The organism is Pseudomonas sp. 313 (genome assembly GCF_000316965.1).
GTDB lineage: Bacteria > Pseudomonadota > Gammaproteobacteria > Pseudomonadales > Pseudomonadaceae > Chryseomonas > Chryseomonas benzopyrenica.
This window is the reverse complement of record NZ_ANBZ01000041.1, coordinates 56,058-74,198: the sequence shown is the minus strand read 5'-3', so window position 1 is coordinate 74,198 and position 18,141 is coordinate 56,058. Positions and strand designations below refer to the sequence as shown.

Below are 18,141 nucleotides of genomic sequence, written 5' to 3'. Positions count from 1 at the left end.
GCTTATACGCCCGTCACGATGTTTTCGATCAGGCAGCCGAAGCCGTAGTCCTCGACCACATAGGCGTCGTTGCTCGACTCGTAGTTCTCGATGCGGTTCTTCTCCGGCGCCTCCTTGACAAAGCGGCGGCGGCCGCCGGTTTGGTAGTAGAGCGACAGGTTCTGCAGCGAGGTGATGAAGAGTGCGTTATCGGGGATGTAGGGCACCTCGACTGGCTGCAGGCCACCCATACGGTTAGCGGCCAAGATCACGTCGGTGGACAGCTTCTCGGACGCTGGCTGCTCCTTATTCACCAGAGGGAAGTACTTGTCGTGGACCAGGTCACGACCGACGATGACGACCAGGCCCGGATCCTTGCGGTGCCAAGGGTCGATCAGGTTGCTGATCACGTCGTAGACCAACGAGTCCAGGTTGTTGTAGTCGGCGTCGGTGCCAGTGCCAATCACGATCTTGCCCGCGGCCTTGCCCGTCTTCAGCACGCGCTGGGGCGCGTTGTTGCGGTACTGCTGCAGCCAGCCGATGTTGACGTCCTGCAGCAGCGGGTTGGTGGCGCGGTTGGTGGTGGCCGCAGCGCTGGTGCCGTTGAAGCCGATCATCAGGCGGTCCAGGGCCTGGCGCTTTACGATGGCGTCACGCAGGCGCGCCTGGAAGTCCGGGAACTTGGCCCAGGCGTCCAGTAGGGAGTAGGGGATTGCAGTGTCGAAGTCGGTCTTCTCGCACTTGTAATCCGACTTATCGGTGCTGGACACGTCGCGGGGGCTGCGGCTGGCGGTGCCGGTGGTGTCGGTACGGCTGGCGATGGTGCCGGAGACGCCCAGACCTACCTTTTGGCCGAGCAACTCGTCGACGGGAATGTTGTTGATCTTGCTCAGGAAGTCGCTGGACTCCTGGATGCGGGTTTCCAGCTTTTGCTGGACAGTGGGGTCAACGGCGAAGGTCGCGCTCGCCGAGGACACACCGCTCAGGGCGGCGACTTGGGCCAGGTATTGGTTGAACAGGGCACGAGTATCGTTACGCATGGATCTCTCCGGGAAAGTGAACGGCTGATCAGCAGTCGGTCAGGTTCTGGCCATCGCCGCCGGTGACCGGAGGGCGCTTGGTTTGGTTGGGGTCTTGGGTCTGGCTGAGTTGCACCTGCAGGGCGGTGAAATCGGTCTGCAGCTGCGCATGCTTGCCGGCCAGTTCGGCGAAAGCGGTTTCGGCGTTGGTAAAACGGCTGTCCTGCTCGCGAACGTGCTCGGCCACCGCGGTGACGGCGGCGCCGATCTGGGCGAACTCGCCGTCGATGTGCGCGTCCTTGCCCTTGAGCAGCTCCTGGACCTTGGCGAACAACTTGGCGCCCAGGCCGGGCTTGTCTTCAACTTCGGCGAAGGTGAGGACGGTCTCGTCAGCCACGGTGAAGAGGTTGTCGGCGTGCAGCTTGCGGCTGGCATAGGGGTTGGCCGCCGGATTGGCCGCGGCGAAGGACAGCACGTCGGTACCCAGGCTGGCAGGGCTATCAGTGATGCCCAGGCCGACCAGGTAGGCGGCGCCGGTGTCGGCGAACTTGGGCGAGATCTCGACCGAGGTATAGATCTTCTGCTTGGCCTTGTTCAAGGCCACCAGGTCGGCGGTGGGCTCGATCTGGGCAAACAGAGCCAGCTTCTTCTGGCCGTTGATTTCGACTTCCTCAGCCTTGACCGCGATCACGTCGCCATAGGCGCGGAAAGGGCTGTCTGCCAGCGAGCTGCGGATGTGCTCCATCCAGATGCGGGCGCCGTAGGTCTTGGGGTCGTAGCTGGCAGCCATCTGCTCGATCTGGCTGCGCTCGATCTGGCGGCCATCGCTGGTAGCGCCTTCGACGGCGACACGGAAGAAAGGAGAGCGGAGTTTGGGAGTCTTGGGGTCGGCCATGCCGGGGATCCTCAGAGGCTTAGCGGGAGTGCTTGGGCGATGAGGGGCATGGTCGGGACGCGCGCGCGTCCCAGCAACGAGGGGGTTTTGTAGGCGCGCGCGGTACACGGTCGCGCGCTATGGAGGAGGGGATCAGGGCGGCAGTCTGGCGGCCATGAAAAGCCTATCCAATTCCTCGCCCCTGCCAAGCCCGGCCGAAACGCCGGCGGCCCCCCCGTCCACCGACCTGCTGATGGACGTGCGTCGGCGCGCCAAGCATCTGTACTGGATGGGCTGGCGGGTGACGGAGATCGCCGAGGCGATCGGCGAGAAGGAGAAGACCGTCCACAGCTGGAAGGCCCGGGACGAATGGGATCGGGCGGACAACGTCGAGCGAATCGGCGGCGCCCTCGAGGCGCGCCTGGTACAACTTATCCTCAAGGACGGCAAGACCGGTGGCGACTTCAAGGAGATCGATCTGCTCCACCGCCAGTTGGAGCGCCAGGCGCGGATCCAGCGCTTCCAGGGCGGCGGTACCGAGGCCGAGCTCAATCCCAAGCTGGACAATCGCAATGCGGGTCCGAAGAAGAAGGCCGCGCGCAACGAATTCACCGAGGAGCAGATCGAGGCCCTTGAGAGCGCCTTCCGCGACCAGTGCTTCGGCTACCAGCTGGACTGGTACCGGGCAGGCCAGCAGCGGACCCGGGCGATCCTCAAGAGCCGGCAGATCGGCGCCACCTACTACTTTGCCCGCGAGGCCTTCCTGGATGCGCTGATCACCGGGCGCAACCAGATCTTCCTCTCGGCCAGCAAGAACCAGGCGCATATCTTCAAGGCTTATATCCAGGCCTTCGCCCGGGAGGTCTGTGGCGTCGAGGTGACCGGGGATCCGATCATCCTCGCCAACGGCGCCGAGCTGCACTTCCTGGGCACCAATGCCCGCACCGCCCAGGGCTACCACGGCAACTTCTACTTCGACGAATTCTTCTGGACCTTCCGCTTCGAGGAGCTGAATAAGGTGGCCAGCGGCATGGCGATGCAGAAGCAATACCGCCGGACCTACTTCTCGACGCCGAGCTCCATGGCCCATGAGGCCTACACCTTCTGGACCGGCGAGCGCTTCAACAAGAGCAAGCCGGTCGCCCAGCACCTCAAGCTGGACGTCTCCCATGAGGCCCTGCAGGAGGGCCGGCTCTGCGAGGACCGGATCTGGCGGCAGATCGTCACCATCCTGGACGCTGAGTCTCGCGGCTGCGATCTCTTCGACCTGGAGGAGCTCAAGCTCGAGTACTCGGCCGAGGCCTTCCAGAACCTGCTCATGTGCCAATTCGTCGACGACGGCGCGAGCATCTTCCCCTTGGCCATGCTGCAGCCGTGCATGGTGGACAGCTGGGTCGAGTGGGCCGAGGACTACAAACCCTTCGCTACCCGACCGCTGGGCGAGCGCCCGGTGTGGGTCGGCTATGACCCGGCCGAGACCGGCGACACCGCTGGCCTGGTGGTGGTCGCGCCGCCGCTCGTACCGGGCGGCAAGTTCCGCGTGCTCGAGCGCCACCAGTTCCGCGGGATGGACTTCGCCGCCCAGGCCGAGGCGATCCGCCAGGTCTGCCAGCGTTACTGGGTGACCTATGTCGGCATCGATGTCACCGGTATGGGCAGCGGCGTGGCCCAGCTGGTGCGCCAGTTCTTCCCGAACCTGACCACCTTCAGCTACTCGCCCGAGGTCAAGACGCGCCTGGTGCTCAAGGCCTACGACGTAATCAAGAACGGCCGACTCGAATTCGACGCCGGCTGGACCGACGTCGCCCAGTCGCTCATGGCCATTCGCAAGACCACCACCGCCAGCGGCCGCCAGTTCACCTACACGGCCGGACGCAACGACACCACGGGCCACGCGGATCTCGCGTGGGCCCTCTTTCATGCCCTGCACAACGAGCCGCTGGAAGGGCAGACCGCCCGCAATACCGGCGTCATGGAGATTTTCTGATGAGCGATTCCACCGAGCTGGCCGTTTCGACGCCTGGCCCTATCGAGGCCTTTACCTTCGGCGATCCCATGCCGGTGCTGGAAGGCCGCGAGGTCTTCGACTACCTGGAATGCTGGTTCAACGGCCGCTACTACGACCCGCCGCTATCGCTCGACGGCCTGGCCAAGGCCACGCGGGCCAGCGTCTATCTGGACTCTGGGCTCAAGTTCAAGCGCAACATGCTGGCCCGCACCTTCATCCCGCATCGCCTGCTGAGCCGCGCGGCGTTCGAGCAGTTCGCCCTGGACTGGCTCTGGTCGGGCAATGCGTACCTGGAGCGCCGGCAGTCGCGCCTGGGAACGCCGGTCAACCTGCAGCCGGTGCTGGCCAAGTACATGCGCCGCGGCGAGGACAACCGCTTCTTCCAGGTGCGCGGGTGGCGAGACGAGCACGAATTCACCCCGGGCACCATCTGCCACCTGCGAGAGGCCGACATCAACCAGGAGATCTATGGCATGCCCGAGTGGCTCGCGGCCATGCAGTCCGCGCTGCTGAACGAGTCGGCCACGCTGTTCCGCCGCAAGTACTACAACAACGGCAGTCATGCCGGCTTCATCTTCTACATGACCGACCCGGCGCAGAAGGAGGAGGACATCGACAACGTCCGCACCGCGCTGCGCCAGTCCAAAGGGCCGGGCAACTTCCGCAACCTCTTCGTCTATGCCCCAGGCGGCAAGAAAGACGGCATCCAGCTGATCCCGGTCAGCGAGGTGGCCGCGAAGGACGAATTCAACTCGATCAAGGGCATCACCCGCGACGACATGCTCGCCGGCCTGCGGATCCCGCCGCAGCTGATGGGCATCGTGCCGCAGAACGCCGGTGGCTTCGGCTCAATCCGCGATGCCGCCTTGGTCTACGCCGCCAACGAGCTGGAGCCGCTGCAGGCTCGCCTGGCCCAGGTCAACGAATGGCTGGGGGAAGAGGTGATTAGATTTCGAGCATATGAGTTATTTGTTGGGTAGGACAGATTTTGATTTTTTCTTTGACTCAATTTCTTCTAAAAGAAGGTGCGATTCAATATCGTAGAAGTTCAAGAATCTAGATATTAAGTGCCCTTCGCTATGAAACTTTGTGCTCCAATCTTCCATGTTCCACCCGCATTCGATAAGGTCTGACGCCATAAAGATGAATTCTAAGGTATCAGTCAAAAGTGCGATATTTTTGCTGGCAGTGTCGTGATCTATTTCTGATTTTCCGTGGACAAGATAGTTGCGATGTTGGACGCTTATCTTTGCTACTCGCTCTAGGTTGTCCAGAGGAAGGTGACAGTTTTCACGTATAACACTAATTCGTTGATATATTTTTTTGGGGAGCGATGGATGTCCAAGTCTGTGGAGGCTTGAGATTGCGCTGTTTCTTTCGTAGGTGTTTGGCAATGCCTTAAATGCATCAATACAGTTTTTTCTTACCGCGGCCACCTCATCTGAAAGCTGAAATTCTTCCAAAGATATATCTTCATTAGGGATAAGGTCGAACATATCTGCTGCCGCCACTAGCCTTAGTGGCGAGTAGTTGTTTGCATTTCTAATGCACCCAAGAAATGCAACTCTTGCCGGTCGCCACCTTGGATGTTTAGACATCCACTCTTCAAGTACCTTTTCAAATTCCTGTTTATTCTTAAACGGGCTTATCGGAAGATCGCTATGCCTTGGAGAATGCAAGCTTATTTTAGGTCCTCTCATCCAGCGATAGCTCTGCTTTACATAGGAAATCCTAGTGGAAGGGTCAGTCACTTCACCATTTAATATCTGTATACTCTTGACTCTTTGTATTCTGCCGCCGACGTAAGATAAAAATGCAGACATGTCGGACAAATTGTTTATAGCAGCATTAAAGTCTACCATTTCATTTTGAGTTATTGATATTCTTATGCGATTTTTTAGATAAACCCCGGTAGAGTCTCCGAAATTATATATGGGGTCGTGATATGCCTTGACTTTGCCGATTCTGGTTTCTTTTTCAAAGATATCGTGGTTCCCAGTGTAATACATAAGCAAAGCGTTTTCGCTCGCAGTTATATTATCTCCCAATCCATCTTTCTTTATCGCTTCGTTAACTAGCTCCCCAGCTGTATGTCTGATGCCGAAAGCAGTCTCATCGTCAAATAACTCGCAAGCATCTGACGTCGTGAATTGGATGGAGTGAACGGTGTTTTCTTTTTCGTTAATATGTTGAGAGCCTAAGATAGTGTAATGAGGGAAAATTTCCATATGATTGTTTGCTCCGCCTTCCCTTCTACCGGACTTAATGTACGAAGATATATTGCATCCAAGTAGCGATATGTGCAGTCCCTTAGATGTTATGCCGAATATTGAAGAATTTGAAAATCTCTTAATTTTTCTTTCAGAGTGAAGTGTAAGCTTCGTCTCGGTGTTTTGAAGTCGAAGTTGCCCGCTTACTAATTCACCATTTGGCAGAATGAAATCGCCGAGGTGTTCTTTATTTTCGTGCTCGCGGAGCTTTTTCATGAAGTTTCCTAATAAAATAGAATGGAGTTAAGCACTGTAAATGGTGTGCTTATGCGCGTTGATATAGGTATAGCTTAAGTGGAGCGCCGACGCTCTTCATGGATATGAGGCATGTAGAGCCGCACAGGTAGGTGGCTTGCGGCAACGCATCAGCGCGCGCGGTCGTCCCCCCGCCACGCCCGCGGTCTAAATGTGTCGCTTTTTCTGCAGCCCTGCACCTGGGCCAGTTCCGTGCCGCTACTAGGGCTGTACGGGGGGTGGCAGGCCTGAAAAACCCTGCGAATCCCTGCACCACCAGCCTTTTTTCAGACGGCCGAATGCAGCCCCAGGCCGATAAGTGCTCGAAGACTTTTTCAGGTCGACAAAAAAAGCGGGTTACCAAGGGTAGAGGGGTCGCTTGACAGAGCTCCAGGTCGCGTCGTTGCTGGGTTTCATCGGTAACCTGGAGGAGGTTACTTGAGGTTTTTTCCCAGGTTACTTTTTCTGGAACCGCTCTAGAACAAGGGTTCCAGCCTAGAAGGAAGTAACCTGTCTGGAAAGTTACTAATAACCTCAAATAACCTGAAAAAACTTTTGGCTAAACCGCTGAAAGCCTTGTCTGGCAAGGGATGGAGGGTGATCAGGAAAAAAAGTAACCTCAGTAACCTACTTTTTTCGCCAGCCTGAAAAATTGCTTTCGCTATCGGGAAGAGGGATTCACGCCCGAGACTCTCGCCGTCACTCTCTAACGCTCTGACAGTCTCTGCCACTTGGACAGATACGGACACCAAAACGGCCCCCAGCACTTGCGCGTAACACTGGTGCAGCCCTGAACGTCGCATGAAATCTGGAGCGGGCGAAGGGAATCGAACCCTCGTCATGAGCTTGGGAAGCTATGTCATCCGGGGCGAAAAGGAGGGGGCTAGGAGAGGTCAGTGCTACAAATTTGCTACGAAGCGAAGTGGAGGGCTCTGGAGGCCGCGCCAGACGGGCGTTTCAGTTTCGGTCGGCCCGATCCATCATGGGCGCCACGGAAAAGCGGCGGGACGGCTCAGGGCGCGTGGTTGCTGGGTTTGAGGCGGTTTCGGCAAGCATCTCGGTACGTCTGTTCTACGCTCGTTTTGCTACATTTCAGCCGATTTTCGCAGCCGGGCTACTACAGCGTAGCAATCGCAAAAGGTCAGGTAACAAGTTGGAATGGAGATGATAACGTCAGGCCACCGATAGTACGGGGCACCGGCTATACAGCACATTCCACATAGTGAGGGATAACGATCGAGTCTATCAGGAAAGCTAGGCATCCGAACGGAAGCTGACCGCCAGATCAACGAGCCGCCGCCAGCATGCTGTTCTTTGTGCGTTGGACTTTCTGTATCGCCTCCTTGGGAATACCGCTGAAGAGCAGTGTCGAGATTAGCGCTGAAGAAAACGCAAAAACGCCTGACGGAAACATCAGGCGTTTTTATCGGCTCGAGTTGCTATGGCGCCACCCTGATTCGTTCAGGCTGGCAAACCCAGCCTGAATCTAGCCTTGCAGTTCCCGCCGAACGATGTCTGCGCCAGCGCTCAAGGCGTTCAATTTTCCCCTTGCCACTCTTCGCGACAGCGGCGCCATGCCGCAATTGGTGCACGGATAGAGTTTGTCTGCAGCAACGAATTGCAACGCTTTCCGCAGGGTTTGCGCGACCTCCTCGGGCGTTTCGATGGCGTTGCTCGCCACATCAATGGCGCCCACCATCACTTTCTTGCCGCGGATGAGTTCGATCAGCTCCAGGGGAACGCGCGAGTTATGGCATTCAAGGGAGACGATGTCGATCTTGGATTTCTGCAGCTTGGGAAAGGCTTCTTCGTATTGCCGCCACTCCGAGCCCAGGGTCTGCTTCCAGTCGGTATTGGCCTTGATACCGTAGCCGTAGCAGATGTGCACCGCCGTCTCGCACCTGAGTCCTTCGATCGCGCGCTCCAAGGCGGCGACTCCCCAGTCGTTGACTTCATCGAAGAAGACATTGAACGCCGGTTCATCGAACTGGATGATGTCGACGCCCGCCGCTTCCAGCTCCCTGGCTTCCTGGTTCAGGATGCCGGCGAACTCCCAGGCCAGTTTTTCCCGACTCTTGTAGTGATCGTCGTAAAGGGTATCGATCATGGTCATCGGGCCCGGTAGCGCCCACTTGATCGGCTGTGTCGTTTGCTGGCGGAGGTATTTGGCGTCTTCGATGAATACCGGCTTCCGGCGTTCGACGGCTCCCACTACCGTAGGTACGCTGGCGTCATAGCGATTACGGATTCTGACGACTTCGCGCTTGGCGAAATCGACACCGCTCAGATTTTCAATAAAGGTGGTGACGAAGTGCTGGCGGGTTTGCTCGCCATCGCTGACGATGTCGATGCCAGCCTGCTGCTGTTCAAACAAAGACAGGCGTAGCGCGTCCTGTTTGCCTTCGAGTAATTCCTCGCCTTCCAACTTCCAGGGTGACCAGAGCGTTTCCGGTTGGGCGAGCCAAGAGGGCTTGGGCAGGCTTCCTGCGGTGGAAGTGGGTAACAGCTTCTTCATTGGTATTGGCCTTGTGCAAACATTTAAAAGGAAGACGTGGCAGACCACTGCTCAAGCAGGGATCGATAGGGTCTGATGAAATGCTCTTCAGTGAATTTTCCCTGCTCTATCGCCAGTTGGCTGCGCTCTTCCCGGTCGTATAGGATTCGGGTCAGAGAGTAATCCTGATGCCTCAGGTTAGGGCGATACAGGTGGCCCGCGACCGAATTTGCGTTGTAAATCTCAGGCCGATAGATCTTTTGAAAGGTATCCATAGTGCTAATTACGCTAATGAGTTCCAGGTGCGTATAGTCGTTCAGCAGGTCACCTGAAAAATAAAAGGCCAGAGGCGCAACGCTATTGGGGGGCATGAAGTAGCGCACCTTCAGTCCCATTTTTGCAAAATACTCATCGGTCAATGAGTATTCGTCTTGCCGATACTCGAGGCCGAGCACTGGGTGTTGATTTTCCGTGCGCTGATACAACCGGCTGGTGGAGACGCTGAGGCAGACGACTGGCGGTTTGCTGAAGTTGGCCTTGTAGGCGCTTGAGCCTACGAAGTCTTTGAATAATTTTCCATGTAGTTCGCCAAAATTTTCTGGGGTACTGAAGCCTTCTCTGTCCCTGTTGTGCTCGGAGAGCAGGATGCTGAAATCGTAATCACGCACATAGGACGAGAAGTTGTTTCCGGCTACGCCCTCTATGCGCTCTTCGGCGTGCCTGTCTAGGATGTTGGTCTTCAGGATTTCGATCAAGGGGATAGTGGCTTCGCCACCTGTGCGGTCGAGCCTCACTGCGACGGAGATGATGTCGAGCTCGATGCTGTATCTGTCCCCTTGCGGATTGTCCCAGTCAGCCAGGGAGTTGAAGCGATTATTCATCATCTTCAATGTGTTTTTCAGGTTCTCCTGGCGATTGTCACCTCTCGCCAGGTTGGCGAAATTAGTGGTGATGCGGGTATTTTCCGAGGGGCGGTAGCGCTCGTCGAACGGTGTCTTTTTAATTAAATAATCGAAATTATGGCTCATCGCCAAATCGCTCCTTCTCAAACTTCAGGCAAAGAGCATCCGGTTGCCGGCATTGTCGTCATGATTCATTGCCGGAACTGGACTGACTAATATGAGCACTCAGTCTATTTCAGCGGTGACGCTATAGATAATGAATTGATTTCAAAAAAACTTTAGCGGGACTCATGATTAGGCGCAGGGCCGGATCGCCTGTGAATCGCTTCGGCAGACACCCTCACTAGGCCGACGTTTTCTCGGCCGGCTGCTGCCACTCCCGCTCCACCATCCGCTTCGCCTTGGCTCTATTCCGGTGTCATAGCCGCCGCGGCTCGCTCTGGTCGCCTGCGTTATGCGGTGACCGAGCCCTGGGCCAGCTTGGTCTCCAAATTCAGGCGGCTACCAGGATCCGCTGCGCCTGGTTAAAGCCGAAGGGGAGGCCTTGGCGTAGGGAAAGGACCCGCCGCAGATGCGTTCCAACGCTGGGCGCCTTTGGTCATAGGCGCTCCGGCAAACCTCAGGTATCCATCCCTTGACCACCTTTACACAAGCCTACATGCCAATCCGTAGCTGCCCCGCCGGGCGAACGGCTAGCATGCGCATCCAGATCGTCCGACTGTTCAGGTAGCCCCGATGTCGCTGTCATCCGAATCCCCGCGCTGGACCTCGCGCATCCTGCTGGTGGATGACGATCCGTCGATCCGCGAGTTGATTTGCGGTTACCTGGCGCGCTTCAGCATTAGTGCCCGGGGCGTGGGTAACGGCCTAGAAATGCGTCGGGCGCTGGCGGGGGAGGCCTTCGACCTGGTGGTGCTGGATCTGATGCTGCCGGGGGAGGATGGGCTTTCCCTCTGTCGTTCGCTGCGGCGCGACAGTGGCATTCCCATCCTGATGCTGACCGCCCAGTGCGAGCCGGCGGATCGCATCATCGGCCTGGAGCTGGGCGCCGACGACTACATGGCCAAACCTTTCGAACCGCGGGAGCTGGTGGCACGGATCCAGTCGGTACTGCGGCGGACCCAGGAGGGGCAGGTGACCCAACGCAAGGCGCCGCGGACCAGTGTCAGCTTCGATGGCTGGAAACTGGATGGTGTCCTGCACCAGTTGCATTCGCCCGCCGGGGTGATGGTGCCCCTGTCCAATGCCGAGGTGCGGCTGCTTTGGTCTTCATCGAGCAGCCGCGCCAGGTGCTGAGCCGTGAGCAGTTGCTCGATGCCACCCGGGGACGGGCGATCGAGGCCTTCGATCGCAGCATCGATCTGCAGGTGTCGCGGCTGCGCAGCAAGTTGGGCGACGATCCCCGGGCGCCGCAGTTGATCAAGACCGTGCGCGGCGAGGGCTATCTGTTCGATGCCAGGCAGATAGGGCACTAGCCATGCGCCGCCTGGATACCTTGTTCGCTCGGCTGTTCGGGGTCTTTCTGCTGGCCATCCTGCTGGGCCATCTGCTGGCCTTCTTCTGGTTTCGCCATGGCCTCGGCGAGCGCCCGCCGCCACCTCCACCGCCCATGGAAGGCGAGGCCGCCTTCGATCGACCATCGCCGCCTGGGCCTTTCCCCCATCGGGAGCCCGGCGTGTGGCAGCGCATCGAGTGGTTCCTCGGCGGCCCCTTGATCTTTCAGCTGGGCTCGCTGGTGATCGCGGCCTGGCTCGGGGCGCGGCTGCTGACCCGGCCGCTGCGCCAGTTGACCGCGACCGCCGAGCACCTGAGCCACAACCTCGATGGTTCGCCCATTCCGGTCACCGGCCCCTGGGAGACCCGGGAAGCCGCGCGGGCGCTCAATCGCATGCACCAGCACCTGCTCGAACAGCTCCAGCAGCGTGGGCGCATGCTCACGGCCATCTCCCATGATCTGCGCACGCCCCTGGCGCGGGTGAAGCTGCGCATCGAGGACATCGACGATCCACGCCTACATGCCCGGGTCAGCCAGGACGTGGACGACATGATCGAGTTGCTCGACGGCACCCTGAGGTATCTGCGCGAACAGCACCGCCAGGAGCGTCCCATCCTTTGTGACGTCCAGGCGCTGGTCGAGGCCATGGCCGAAGACGCAGCCGAGGAGGGCGCCCTGGTCGCGGTCCAGGGTGGTTGCCAGCCGCTGAAGGTGGCGCCCATGGCACTGCGCTCCTGTCTCGGCAATCTGCTGCAGAACGCCCTGCGCTACGCCGGCCAGGCGGAGATCCAGCTGAGCGAACAGCCGGGGCGGCTGATCATCTCCATCCTCGATCACGGCCCTGGAATACCGGCCCAGTATCGTGAGGCGGTGTTCGAACCCTTCTATCGCCTGGAGGGCTCGCGCAACAGATCCTCCGGGGGGACCGGGCTGGGGCTGGCCATCGCCCGGGAAGCGGCGGCGCACATGGGAGGCGAGCTGACGCTTGGCGAAACCCCCGGTGGCGGACTGACCTGTCAGGTGGTGCTACCGCGCCCCTGATGTATCGCCGGGCATACAAAGTGGCCAAATGGCCGACATCCAGGCGGCGGATACTGGTAGGTGCGGAACACCGATGTCCGCATTTCCCAGGAGAGATATCCATGATCAGCGGAATAGGCAGTGGCTACTCCAGCTACTACAGCAGTGCCAGCGCGATCAAAGGCACAGCCACGACAGCGTCCGGCAACAGCGTCAGCGGGAGTGAAGACGGCAACCCGTTGAAGAAGCTGTTCAGCAAGCTCGACAGCGATGGCGACGGCGCCATCAGCAAGAGCGAACTCACCGCCGCCGCCAGTGCGGCAAGCGATACCCAGACGGCTACCGACGAAAGCGGAGACATCGACGTCGACAAGTTGCTCGGCATGCTGGACCAGGATGGCGATGGCAGCGTTGGCGAGAGCGAATTCGCCTCGGCCTTCGCACCGCCGCCGGGTGCATCTGGCGCTCCCCAGGGGCAGAGGGGTACAGAGGAATCCAGCGATTCCAGCGTCGCGGGGCTGGGCGGTTCAGCGCGCCCCCCCATGCCTCCACCGCCGCCCCAGGGTACGAGCGGGCAAGGGGGCACCGAGGCCGAGGCTAGTACTCGGACGGCGTCGAGCCCCTATGCGCAACGGGTTCAGGCGGTATTGCGCCAGTACCAGAGCATTGGCAGCAACGGCACCAGCAGCGCCATGGGCAGTACCTTGAACGTCGCTGCCTGAACACAGGTCGGTAGCGCAGGGCAGGGCGGCCAGGGGCCGTCCAGTCTGCGCATACTCAGGCTTCATGCGACTCCCTTCTCCGCGCCGCTCCCCGTGAGGGGTGAACCCCTCACCCTTCGGCACCAGGCCCCTGGGCTCTGTCAGCTGGCTGCATCCCGGGCTAATTTCTTAGCTGTTTCAAGATGTTGCCATCACGACTTGGCTTTGGATTCTTGCGGAAACGTTATGATATAACGTGCGCCTTCATTGACTTGGCCGATACCTAGGTGTCAGCAGCGGGTATCGGCGTTTTCGCTTTGCTAAGGACTGTCATGCTTTCATCCCGCCCCCTCCGCACGGCCCTGACCGCTTCGGCCTTGGCCACCCTGGTCGCGTTTGTGCCGACCCTTTCCAGCGCTCAGGAACGCGTCTTCGATGTGGTTGGCCCCTTCGAGATCGGTGGTCTGGACCCGTCGATTTCCGGCTTCGTCTTCCAGCGCATGCAGATCGCCGAGACCTTGCTCGAAGCCGATGGCCAGGGCAAGCCGATCGCTGGACTGGCAGAGCGCTGGACGGAATCGGCAGATGGCCTGACCTGGCGGCTCGCCATTCGCCAGGGGGTGAAATTCCATGACGGCAGCGACCTCACGGCGGAAGCCGCGGCCGCTGCGCTCAATGCGGCACGCGGCAAGCCCGGAGTACTCAAGCAGGCAGGCATGGAATCGGTCACTGCCGAGGGTAACGAGGTGGTGATCCGCCTGGCGAAACCCTTCAAGCCCTTGCTGGCCCTGTTGGCGCATTCCTCCACCAATATCCTGGCGCCCGCCGCCTATGATGCCGATGGCAAGGTGCAGAAGATCATCGGCACGGGACCGTACCAGCTGACCCTGCTGGAGCCGCCCCAGCGTCTGGCCGCCGAGCGCTTCGCCGGCTACTGGGGCACCCAGCCGGAGATCGCCAAGACCACCTACCTGGCCGCCGGCCGCGGCGAGACCCGCACCCTGATGGCTGAAAGCGGCGATGCCGAACTGGTGTTCCAGCTCGATCCGCCCAGCATCGCGCGACTCAAGCGCTCCAGCAATCTCAAGGTACTGATCGAGCCGGTTCCGCGGGTGGTGTTGCTGACCCCCAACTCCGGCGCTGGCGCCACCGCGCCGGTCGAGGTGCGGCAGGCGCTCAGTCTGGCCATCCAGCGTGAGGGCGTCGCCGCCGCCGTGTTGCGCGCCCCGGGTACCGGTGCGACCCAGCTGTTCGCCAAGAACGTGCCCGCCTGGCATGACCCCGAGCTGGCGCCGCTCGCCTATGATCCGGCGGCGTCGCGCAAGCTGCTGGCCGGCCAGGGCTGGACTGCGGGAGCCGATGGCATCCTGCAGAAGGACGGCAAGCCGCTCAGGCTCAAGCTGCTGACCTATTCGGATCGTCCCGAGTTGCCGCTGATCGCTACCGCCCTGCAGGCGCAGTTGCGCGAAGTGGGCGTGGACGTGGAAGTCGCAGTGCAGAACTCCAGCGCCATCCCCGCCGCCCACAACGACGGCTCGCTGCAGCTGGCGCTCTACGGTCGCAACTTCGCACTGGTGCCCGATCCCCTGGTCACCCTGCTCAATGACTTCAGCCACGGTGGCGCCGAATGGGGCCCGCTGGGGTGGCAGAATCCGGCCTTCGATCAGGCCTTGGCCGCGCTGCTGGCCAGCGATGATCCGGCCGAGCAACAGCGTCAGCGCTACGCCGCCATGGCCCAGGTGCAAAAGGACCTGCCGGTGATCCCGGTGGCCTGGTATCGCCAGACCATGGCCGTGTCCAATGCCGTCCAAGGCGCCGCCATCGATCCCTTCGAGCGCACCTTTGGCCTGAGCAAGATGCGGTGGAGCCAATGACCCGGCTGCTCGCCTTTCGCCTGCTGCAGGCGGGCCTGGTCGCCCTGCTGGTCGGGGGGCTCACCTTCCTGTTCATGAACCTGCTGCCGGGCGACGCCGCCTACCGCATCGCCGCCGGACGTTACGGTTACGACCTGGTGGATACCGCGGCGGCCGAGGCCGTGCGGGCCGAGCTCAATCTGGATCAGCCGCTGCTGTGGGGCTTCTTCGCCTGGATCGGCGATCTGCTGACCCTGGATCTCGGCCATTCGCTGGTCTCCGGCAAGCCGGTGATGGATGTCGTCGCCCACGAACTGGGCAGCTCCATCCGCCTGGCCATTGGCGCCGTCTGCCTGTCGCTGCTGCTGGGGCCGCCGCTGGGCGTGGTGGCCGGTCTGCGTCCGGGCAGCCTGCTGGACCGCGGCCTGCTGCTGTTGACCACCGCGATCCGCGCGCTGCCGCAATTCGTCCTGGGCGTTATCTTCGTGCTGTTGTTCGCCATCTCCTGGCAGCTGTTCCCGGCGGCCGGGCACGGCACCTTCTGGCACAGCGTGCTACCCACGCTGACCCTGGCCCTGGGGCTGGCCGCCGTGTCGTCCCGGGTCGCTCGGGATGCCACCGTGGAGGTCGCGGCCTCCGCCTATTACAGCTTCGGCCGCCTCAAGGGCCTGAGAGGCGCCGGGGTCTTCCTGCGCCACGGCCTGCGCAACATCGGCGTGCCGGTGGTGACCTACCTGGGCGTGCAGCTGGTGTATCTCATCGAAGGCGTGGTGGTGGTGGAGACGCTGTTCGCCTGGCCGGGCATCGGTCACGGCCTGGTCCACGCCATCGTTCAGCGCGACGTGCCCATGGTGCAGGGCACCGCCCTGGCGATGGGACTGCTGTTCGTCATCCTCAATACCCTGGTCGATCTCGCCAATCATCTGATCGACCCGCGCGGGAGAAACGCATGAATCTCGACGCTACCGCTGCCCTGGCGGCGCCTCCAGTGAAGTCTTCCGCGCGCGGACTGGGCCTGGCTCTGCTGGCCGCCTTGATCGCCTTCGCCACGCTCACTCCGCTGCTCTGGCAGGGCGACATCGCCCGCCAGGACTATATGGCGATCCTCGCGGCACCCAGCAGCGCCTATCCCCTGGGCACCGATCACCTGGGTCGTGACATGCTGGCGCGGCTGTCGGTAGCCATCCGCTTCTCGCTGGGGCTGGCCTTCATCAGCGTCTGCACCGCCGCCATCCCGGGCGTGCTGCTGGGTATCCTGGCCGCCTGGAAGGGCGGGCTGGTCGACAAGCTGCTGGGCGGACTGGCCGAATTGTTCCTGGCCCTGCCAGGCCTGCTGCTGGTCCTGCTGATCGTCGCGGTGTTTCCCGGTTCCTTCGTCGCCCTCTACAGCGCCGTGGCCCTGGTGCTGTGGGTGGAGTACTTCCGCATGACCCGCGCGCTGTCGCGCACCGTACTGGCTTCGCCGGCGGTAGCCGCCAGCCAGCTGCTGGGCTTCGGGCCGGTCTACATCGTGCGCCGTCATCTCTGGCCGCAACTGGCACCGGTTCTCCTGACCATCGCTGCCTTTGGCGCCGCCTCGACCATCATGGCTATCGCCGCCCTGGGCTTCGTCAGCATCGGCGTACGGCCGCCCACCGCCGAGCTGGGGCTGATGATCACCGAATTGCTGCCCTATTACGCCGAAGCGCCGCTGGTCATCGCCCTGCCGATCCTGGCGATCTTTCTGACCGTGCTGTCGCTGCTGCTCATCACCGGAGGACGCAAGCCATGACCGCCTTGCTCACTACCACGGCGCTGGAGATCCGTACCGCCGAGGCTCAGTTGGTGGAACCGCTGTCCATCCGCCTGGCGCCGGGTCAGGTGTTGTCCATCATCGGCGAGACAGGTTCGGGCAAGAGTCTGTTTGCCCAGGGGGTGGTCGGTAACCTGCCGGCAGGACTGCAGGCCCACGGGCAGATCGGCCTGGCGGACGGCTTCAGCGAAGAGGGCCGCCAGGCCGGTCGCCGCGAGCATTGGGGCAGGGGGCTGGCGGTGCTGCCCCAGGAACCCTGGCTGAGCCTGGACCCAACCATGAAGGCCCTGTCCCAGGTCACCGAGACCTATACCCAGGTGGTTGGCCTCAGCCGTGCCGAAGCCCGCGCCAAGGCCAGCGCGGATCTGGCGCGCCTGGGTCTGGCCGGCGCCGAGCGCAAGTATCCCTTCCAGCTGTCCGGGGGCATGGCCCAGCGCCTGGCCTTTGCCGCCACCCATGCCGGTGGCTCGCCGGTACTCATCGCCGACGAGCCCACCAAGGGCCTGGATCGCGATCGCATCGACGAGGTGATCGACCTGCTCAAGGCCATGCTGGCCGAGGGCGGCAGCCTGCTCATCATCACCCACGACCTGGAAGTCGCGCGCCGGCTGGGTGGCGAGGTGATGATCATGCTCAAGGGGCGGGTGATCGAATCGGGCACGGCTGAGCAGGTACTGGGCCAGCCGCAGCATGCCTATACCCGCCAGTTGCTGGCTGCCGATCCCGCGCAATGGTCGAAACGTGCCGCGCGACCGCTCGCCGGTGACGCCGTGGTCGCGGTGGAAGGCCTGTCCGCCCAGCGCGGCGGCAAGCAGCTGTTCGAAGAGCTGTCCTTTACCGTCCGGCCCGGCGAGATCCTCGGCGTGACCGGGCCGTCTGGCTGCGGCAAGTCGACCCTGGGCGACATCCTGCTCAGCTTGGCCGCGCCCAGTAGCGGGGCGATTCGGCGCCAGCCTGGTCTGAGTCGCTGCGCTTTCCAGAAGCTGCACCAGGACCCGGTGGCCGCTTTCGCGCCCTCGGTGACCCTCCGTCAATTGCTGGCGGATCTGGTGCGGCTGCATCGCCTGGAGGCGGCACGGATTGGCCGGCTGATGCAGCGCCTGCGGCTCGATGAGCGGCTGCTGGATCGCTTGCCCGGCAACATCTCCGGCGGCGAATTGCAGCGTTTTTCCCTGCTGCGCGTGCTCTTGCTCGATCCAGCGCTGATCTTTGCCGACGAACCCAGCTCGCGGCTGGATCTCATCACCCAGCAGGAGATGATCGAGCTGCTGGTCGAGACGGCTGAGGAGTCCGGAACCGCCATCCTTCTGGTCAGCCATGACGAGGACCTGGTGGAGGCCGTCGCCGATCGGCGCATCCACCTGGGCACCCACACCAGACCCCTGCAGGACCAAGCGCCGGCACGGGAGCAGGGCAGCCGCCTGGCTGAATCCCTGACCTGAGATCAGGGCCCGCACGGGGGTGCGGGCCTGCCAACAGACGTCGCCAAGGCCGTGGTGC

13 protein-coding genes and 1 pseudogene are annotated in these 18,141 nt (G+C 61.4%); 9 read left to right on the top strand and 5 right to left on the bottom strand.

Annotated elements, in window-relative coordinates:
• Positions 1-2 precede the first annotated feature (2 nt).
• Both C722_RS0109280 and C722_RS0109275 read right to left on the bottom strand, forming a co-directional pair.
• Positions 3-1,019: a phage major capsid protein, P2 family gene (locus tag C722_RS0109280; RefSeq protein ID WP_017640251.1), complete on the bottom strand. Its 1,017-nt coding sequence runs from the start codon at positions 1,017-1,019 to the stop codon at positions 3-5.
• 28 nt (positions 1,020-1,047) lie between these two features.
• The gene (locus C722_RS0109275; protein ID WP_017640250.1) at positions 1,048-1,893 is read right to left on the bottom strand and encodes a GPO family capsid scaffolding protein; all 846 of its coding nucleotides are present in this window, start codon (positions 1,891-1,893) and stop codon (positions 1,048-1,050) included.
• Positions 1,894-2,125: 232 nt separating this feature from the next.
• Here C722_RS0109275 and C722_RS0109270 point away from each other — a divergent pair, with 232 nt between their 5' ends.
• Both C722_RS0109270 and C722_RS0109265 read left to right on the top strand, forming a co-directional pair.
• Complete coding sequence (locus C722_RS0109270; protein ID WP_026083752.1) at positions 2,126-3,859, top strand: terminase ATPase subunit family protein; 1,734 nt, start codon at positions 2,126-2,128, stop codon at positions 3,857-3,859.
• Positions 3,859-4,860 carry a phage portal protein gene (locus C722_RS0109265; protein ID WP_017640248.1) on the top strand — a complete coding sequence of 334 codons (1,002 nt, stop codon included), beginning with the start codon at positions 3,859-3,861 and terminating at the stop codon, positions 4,858-4,860. The genes C722_RS0109270 and C722_RS0109265 overlap by 1 nt, the downstream gene beginning before the upstream one ends.
• On the opposite strand, the gene C722_RS26165 is transcribed toward C722_RS0109265, so the two are convergent.
• The 3 genes from C722_RS26165 to C722_RS0109255 all read right to left on the bottom strand — a co-directional run bounded on the left by C722_RS26165 (position 4,846) and on the right by C722_RS0109255 (position 9,906).
• Positions 4,846-6,366, bottom strand: a complete 1,521-nt coding sequence (locus C722_RS26165) for a HEPN domain-containing protein (protein WP_157225820.1) — start codon at positions 6,364-6,366, stop codon at positions 4,846-4,848. The two genes, C722_RS0109265 and C722_RS26165, sit on opposite strands and share 15 nt — an antisense overlap.
• Before the next feature lie 1,504 nt (positions 6,367-7,870).
• Positions 7,871-8,899, bottom strand: a complete 1,029-nt coding sequence (locus C722_RS0109260; protein WP_017640247.1) for a methionine synthase — start codon at positions 8,897-8,899, stop codon at positions 7,871-7,873.
• Positions 8,900-8,922: 23 nt separating this feature from the next.
• Complete coding sequence (locus C722_RS0109255) at positions 8,923-9,906, bottom strand: DUF1852 domain-containing protein (RefSeq protein ID WP_017640246.1); 984 nt, start codon at positions 9,904-9,906, stop codon at positions 8,923-8,925.
• A gap of 609 nt (positions 9,907-10,515) precedes the next feature.
• On the opposite strand from C722_RS0109255, the pseudogene C722_RS24790 reads away from it, so the two are divergent.
• The 7 genes and pseudogenes from C722_RS24790 to C722_RS0109220 all read left to right on the top strand — a co-directional run bounded on the left by C722_RS24790 (position 10,516) and on the right by C722_RS0109220 (position 18,083).
• A pseudogene (locus C722_RS24790) lies at positions 10,516-11,255 on the top strand (response regulator).
• A gap of 2 nt (positions 11,256-11,257) precedes the next feature.
• Positions 11,258-12,316, top strand: coding sequence for a HAMP domain-containing sensor histidine kinase (locus tag C722_RS0109245; protein ID WP_017640245.1), 1,059 nt, complete (start codon positions 11,258-11,260; stop codon positions 12,314-12,316).
• Positions 12,317-12,417: 101 nt separating this feature from the next.
• Positions 12,418-13,017 carry an EF-hand domain-containing protein gene (locus C722_RS0109240; RefSeq protein WP_017640244.1) on the top strand — a complete coding sequence of 200 codons (600 nt, stop codon included), beginning with the start codon at positions 12,418-12,420 and terminating at the stop codon, positions 13,015-13,017.
• 311 nt (positions 13,018-13,328) lie between these two features.
• Positions 13,329-14,870 (top strand): ABC transporter substrate-binding protein, encoded by a 1,542-nt coding sequence (locus tag C722_RS0109235; protein WP_017640243.1) that lies wholly within the window; start codon positions 13,329-13,331, stop codon positions 14,868-14,870.
• Positions 14,867-15,802, top strand: coding sequence for an ABC transporter permease (locus C722_RS0109230; RefSeq protein WP_017640242.1), 936 nt, complete (start codon positions 14,867-14,869; stop codon positions 15,800-15,802). Before C722_RS0109235 ends, C722_RS0109230 begins: the two co-directional genes overlap by 4 nt.
• Positions 15,799-16,620: an ABC transporter permease gene (locus tag C722_RS0109225; protein ID WP_017640241.1), complete on the top strand. Its 822-nt coding sequence runs from the start codon at positions 15,799-15,801 to the stop codon at positions 16,618-16,620. Before C722_RS0109230 ends, C722_RS0109225 begins: the two co-directional genes overlap by 4 nt.
• Positions 16,617-18,083 carry an ABC transporter ATP-binding protein gene (locus C722_RS0109220; RefSeq protein WP_017640240.1) on the top strand — a complete coding sequence of 489 codons (1,467 nt, stop codon included), beginning with the start codon at positions 16,617-16,619 and terminating at the stop codon, positions 18,081-18,083. Before C722_RS0109225 ends, C722_RS0109220 begins: the two co-directional genes overlap by 4 nt.
• Positions 18,084-18,141: the final 58 nt, after the last annotated feature.

Coding starts and splice junctions, on each gene's coding strand:
- C722_RS0109280 (WP_017640251.1), bottom strand. CDS start 1,019: ATGCGTAACGATACTCGTGCCCTGTTCAACCAATACCTGGCCCAAGTC.
- C722_RS0109275 (WP_017640250.1), bottom strand. CDS start 1,893: ATGGCCGACCCCAAGACTCCCAAACTCCGCTCTCCTTTCTTCCGTGTC.
- C722_RS0109270 (WP_026083752.1), top strand. CDS start 2,126: ATGGACGTGCGTCGGCGCGCCAAGCATCTGTACTGGATGGGCTGGCGG.
- C722_RS0109265 (WP_017640248.1), top strand. CDS start 3,859: ATGAGCGATTCCACCGAGCTGGCCGTTTCGACGCCTGGCCCTATCGAG.
- C722_RS26165 (WP_157225820.1), bottom strand. CDS start 6,366: ATGAAAAAGCTCCGCGAGCACGAAAATAAAGAACACCTCGGCGATTTC.
- C722_RS0109260 (WP_017640247.1), bottom strand. CDS start 8,899: ATGAAGAAGCTGTTACCCACTTCCACCGCAGGAAGCCTGCCCAAGCCC.
- C722_RS0109255 (WP_017640246.1), bottom strand. CDS start 9,906: ATGAGCCATAATTTCGATTATTTAATTAAAAAGACACCGTTCGACGAG.
- C722_RS0109245 (WP_017640245.1), top strand. CDS start 11,258: ATGCGCCGCCTGGATACCTTGTTCGCTCGGCTGTTCGGGGTCTTTCTG.
- C722_RS0109240 (WP_017640244.1), top strand. CDS start 12,418: ATGATCAGCGGAATAGGCAGTGGCTACTCCAGCTACTACAGCAGTGCC.
- C722_RS0109235 (WP_017640243.1), top strand. CDS start 13,329: ATGCTTTCATCCCGCCCCCTCCGCACGGCCCTGACCGCTTCGGCCTTG.
- C722_RS0109230 (WP_017640242.1), top strand. CDS start 14,867: ATGACCCGGCTGCTCGCCTTTCGCCTGCTGCAGGCGGGCCTGGTCGCC.
- C722_RS0109225 (WP_017640241.1), top strand. CDS start 15,799: ATGAATCTCGACGCTACCGCTGCCCTGGCGGCGCCTCCAGTGAAGTCT.
- C722_RS0109220 (WP_017640240.1), top strand. CDS start 16,617: ATGACCGCCTTGCTCACTACCACGGCGCTGGAGATCCGTACCGCCGAG.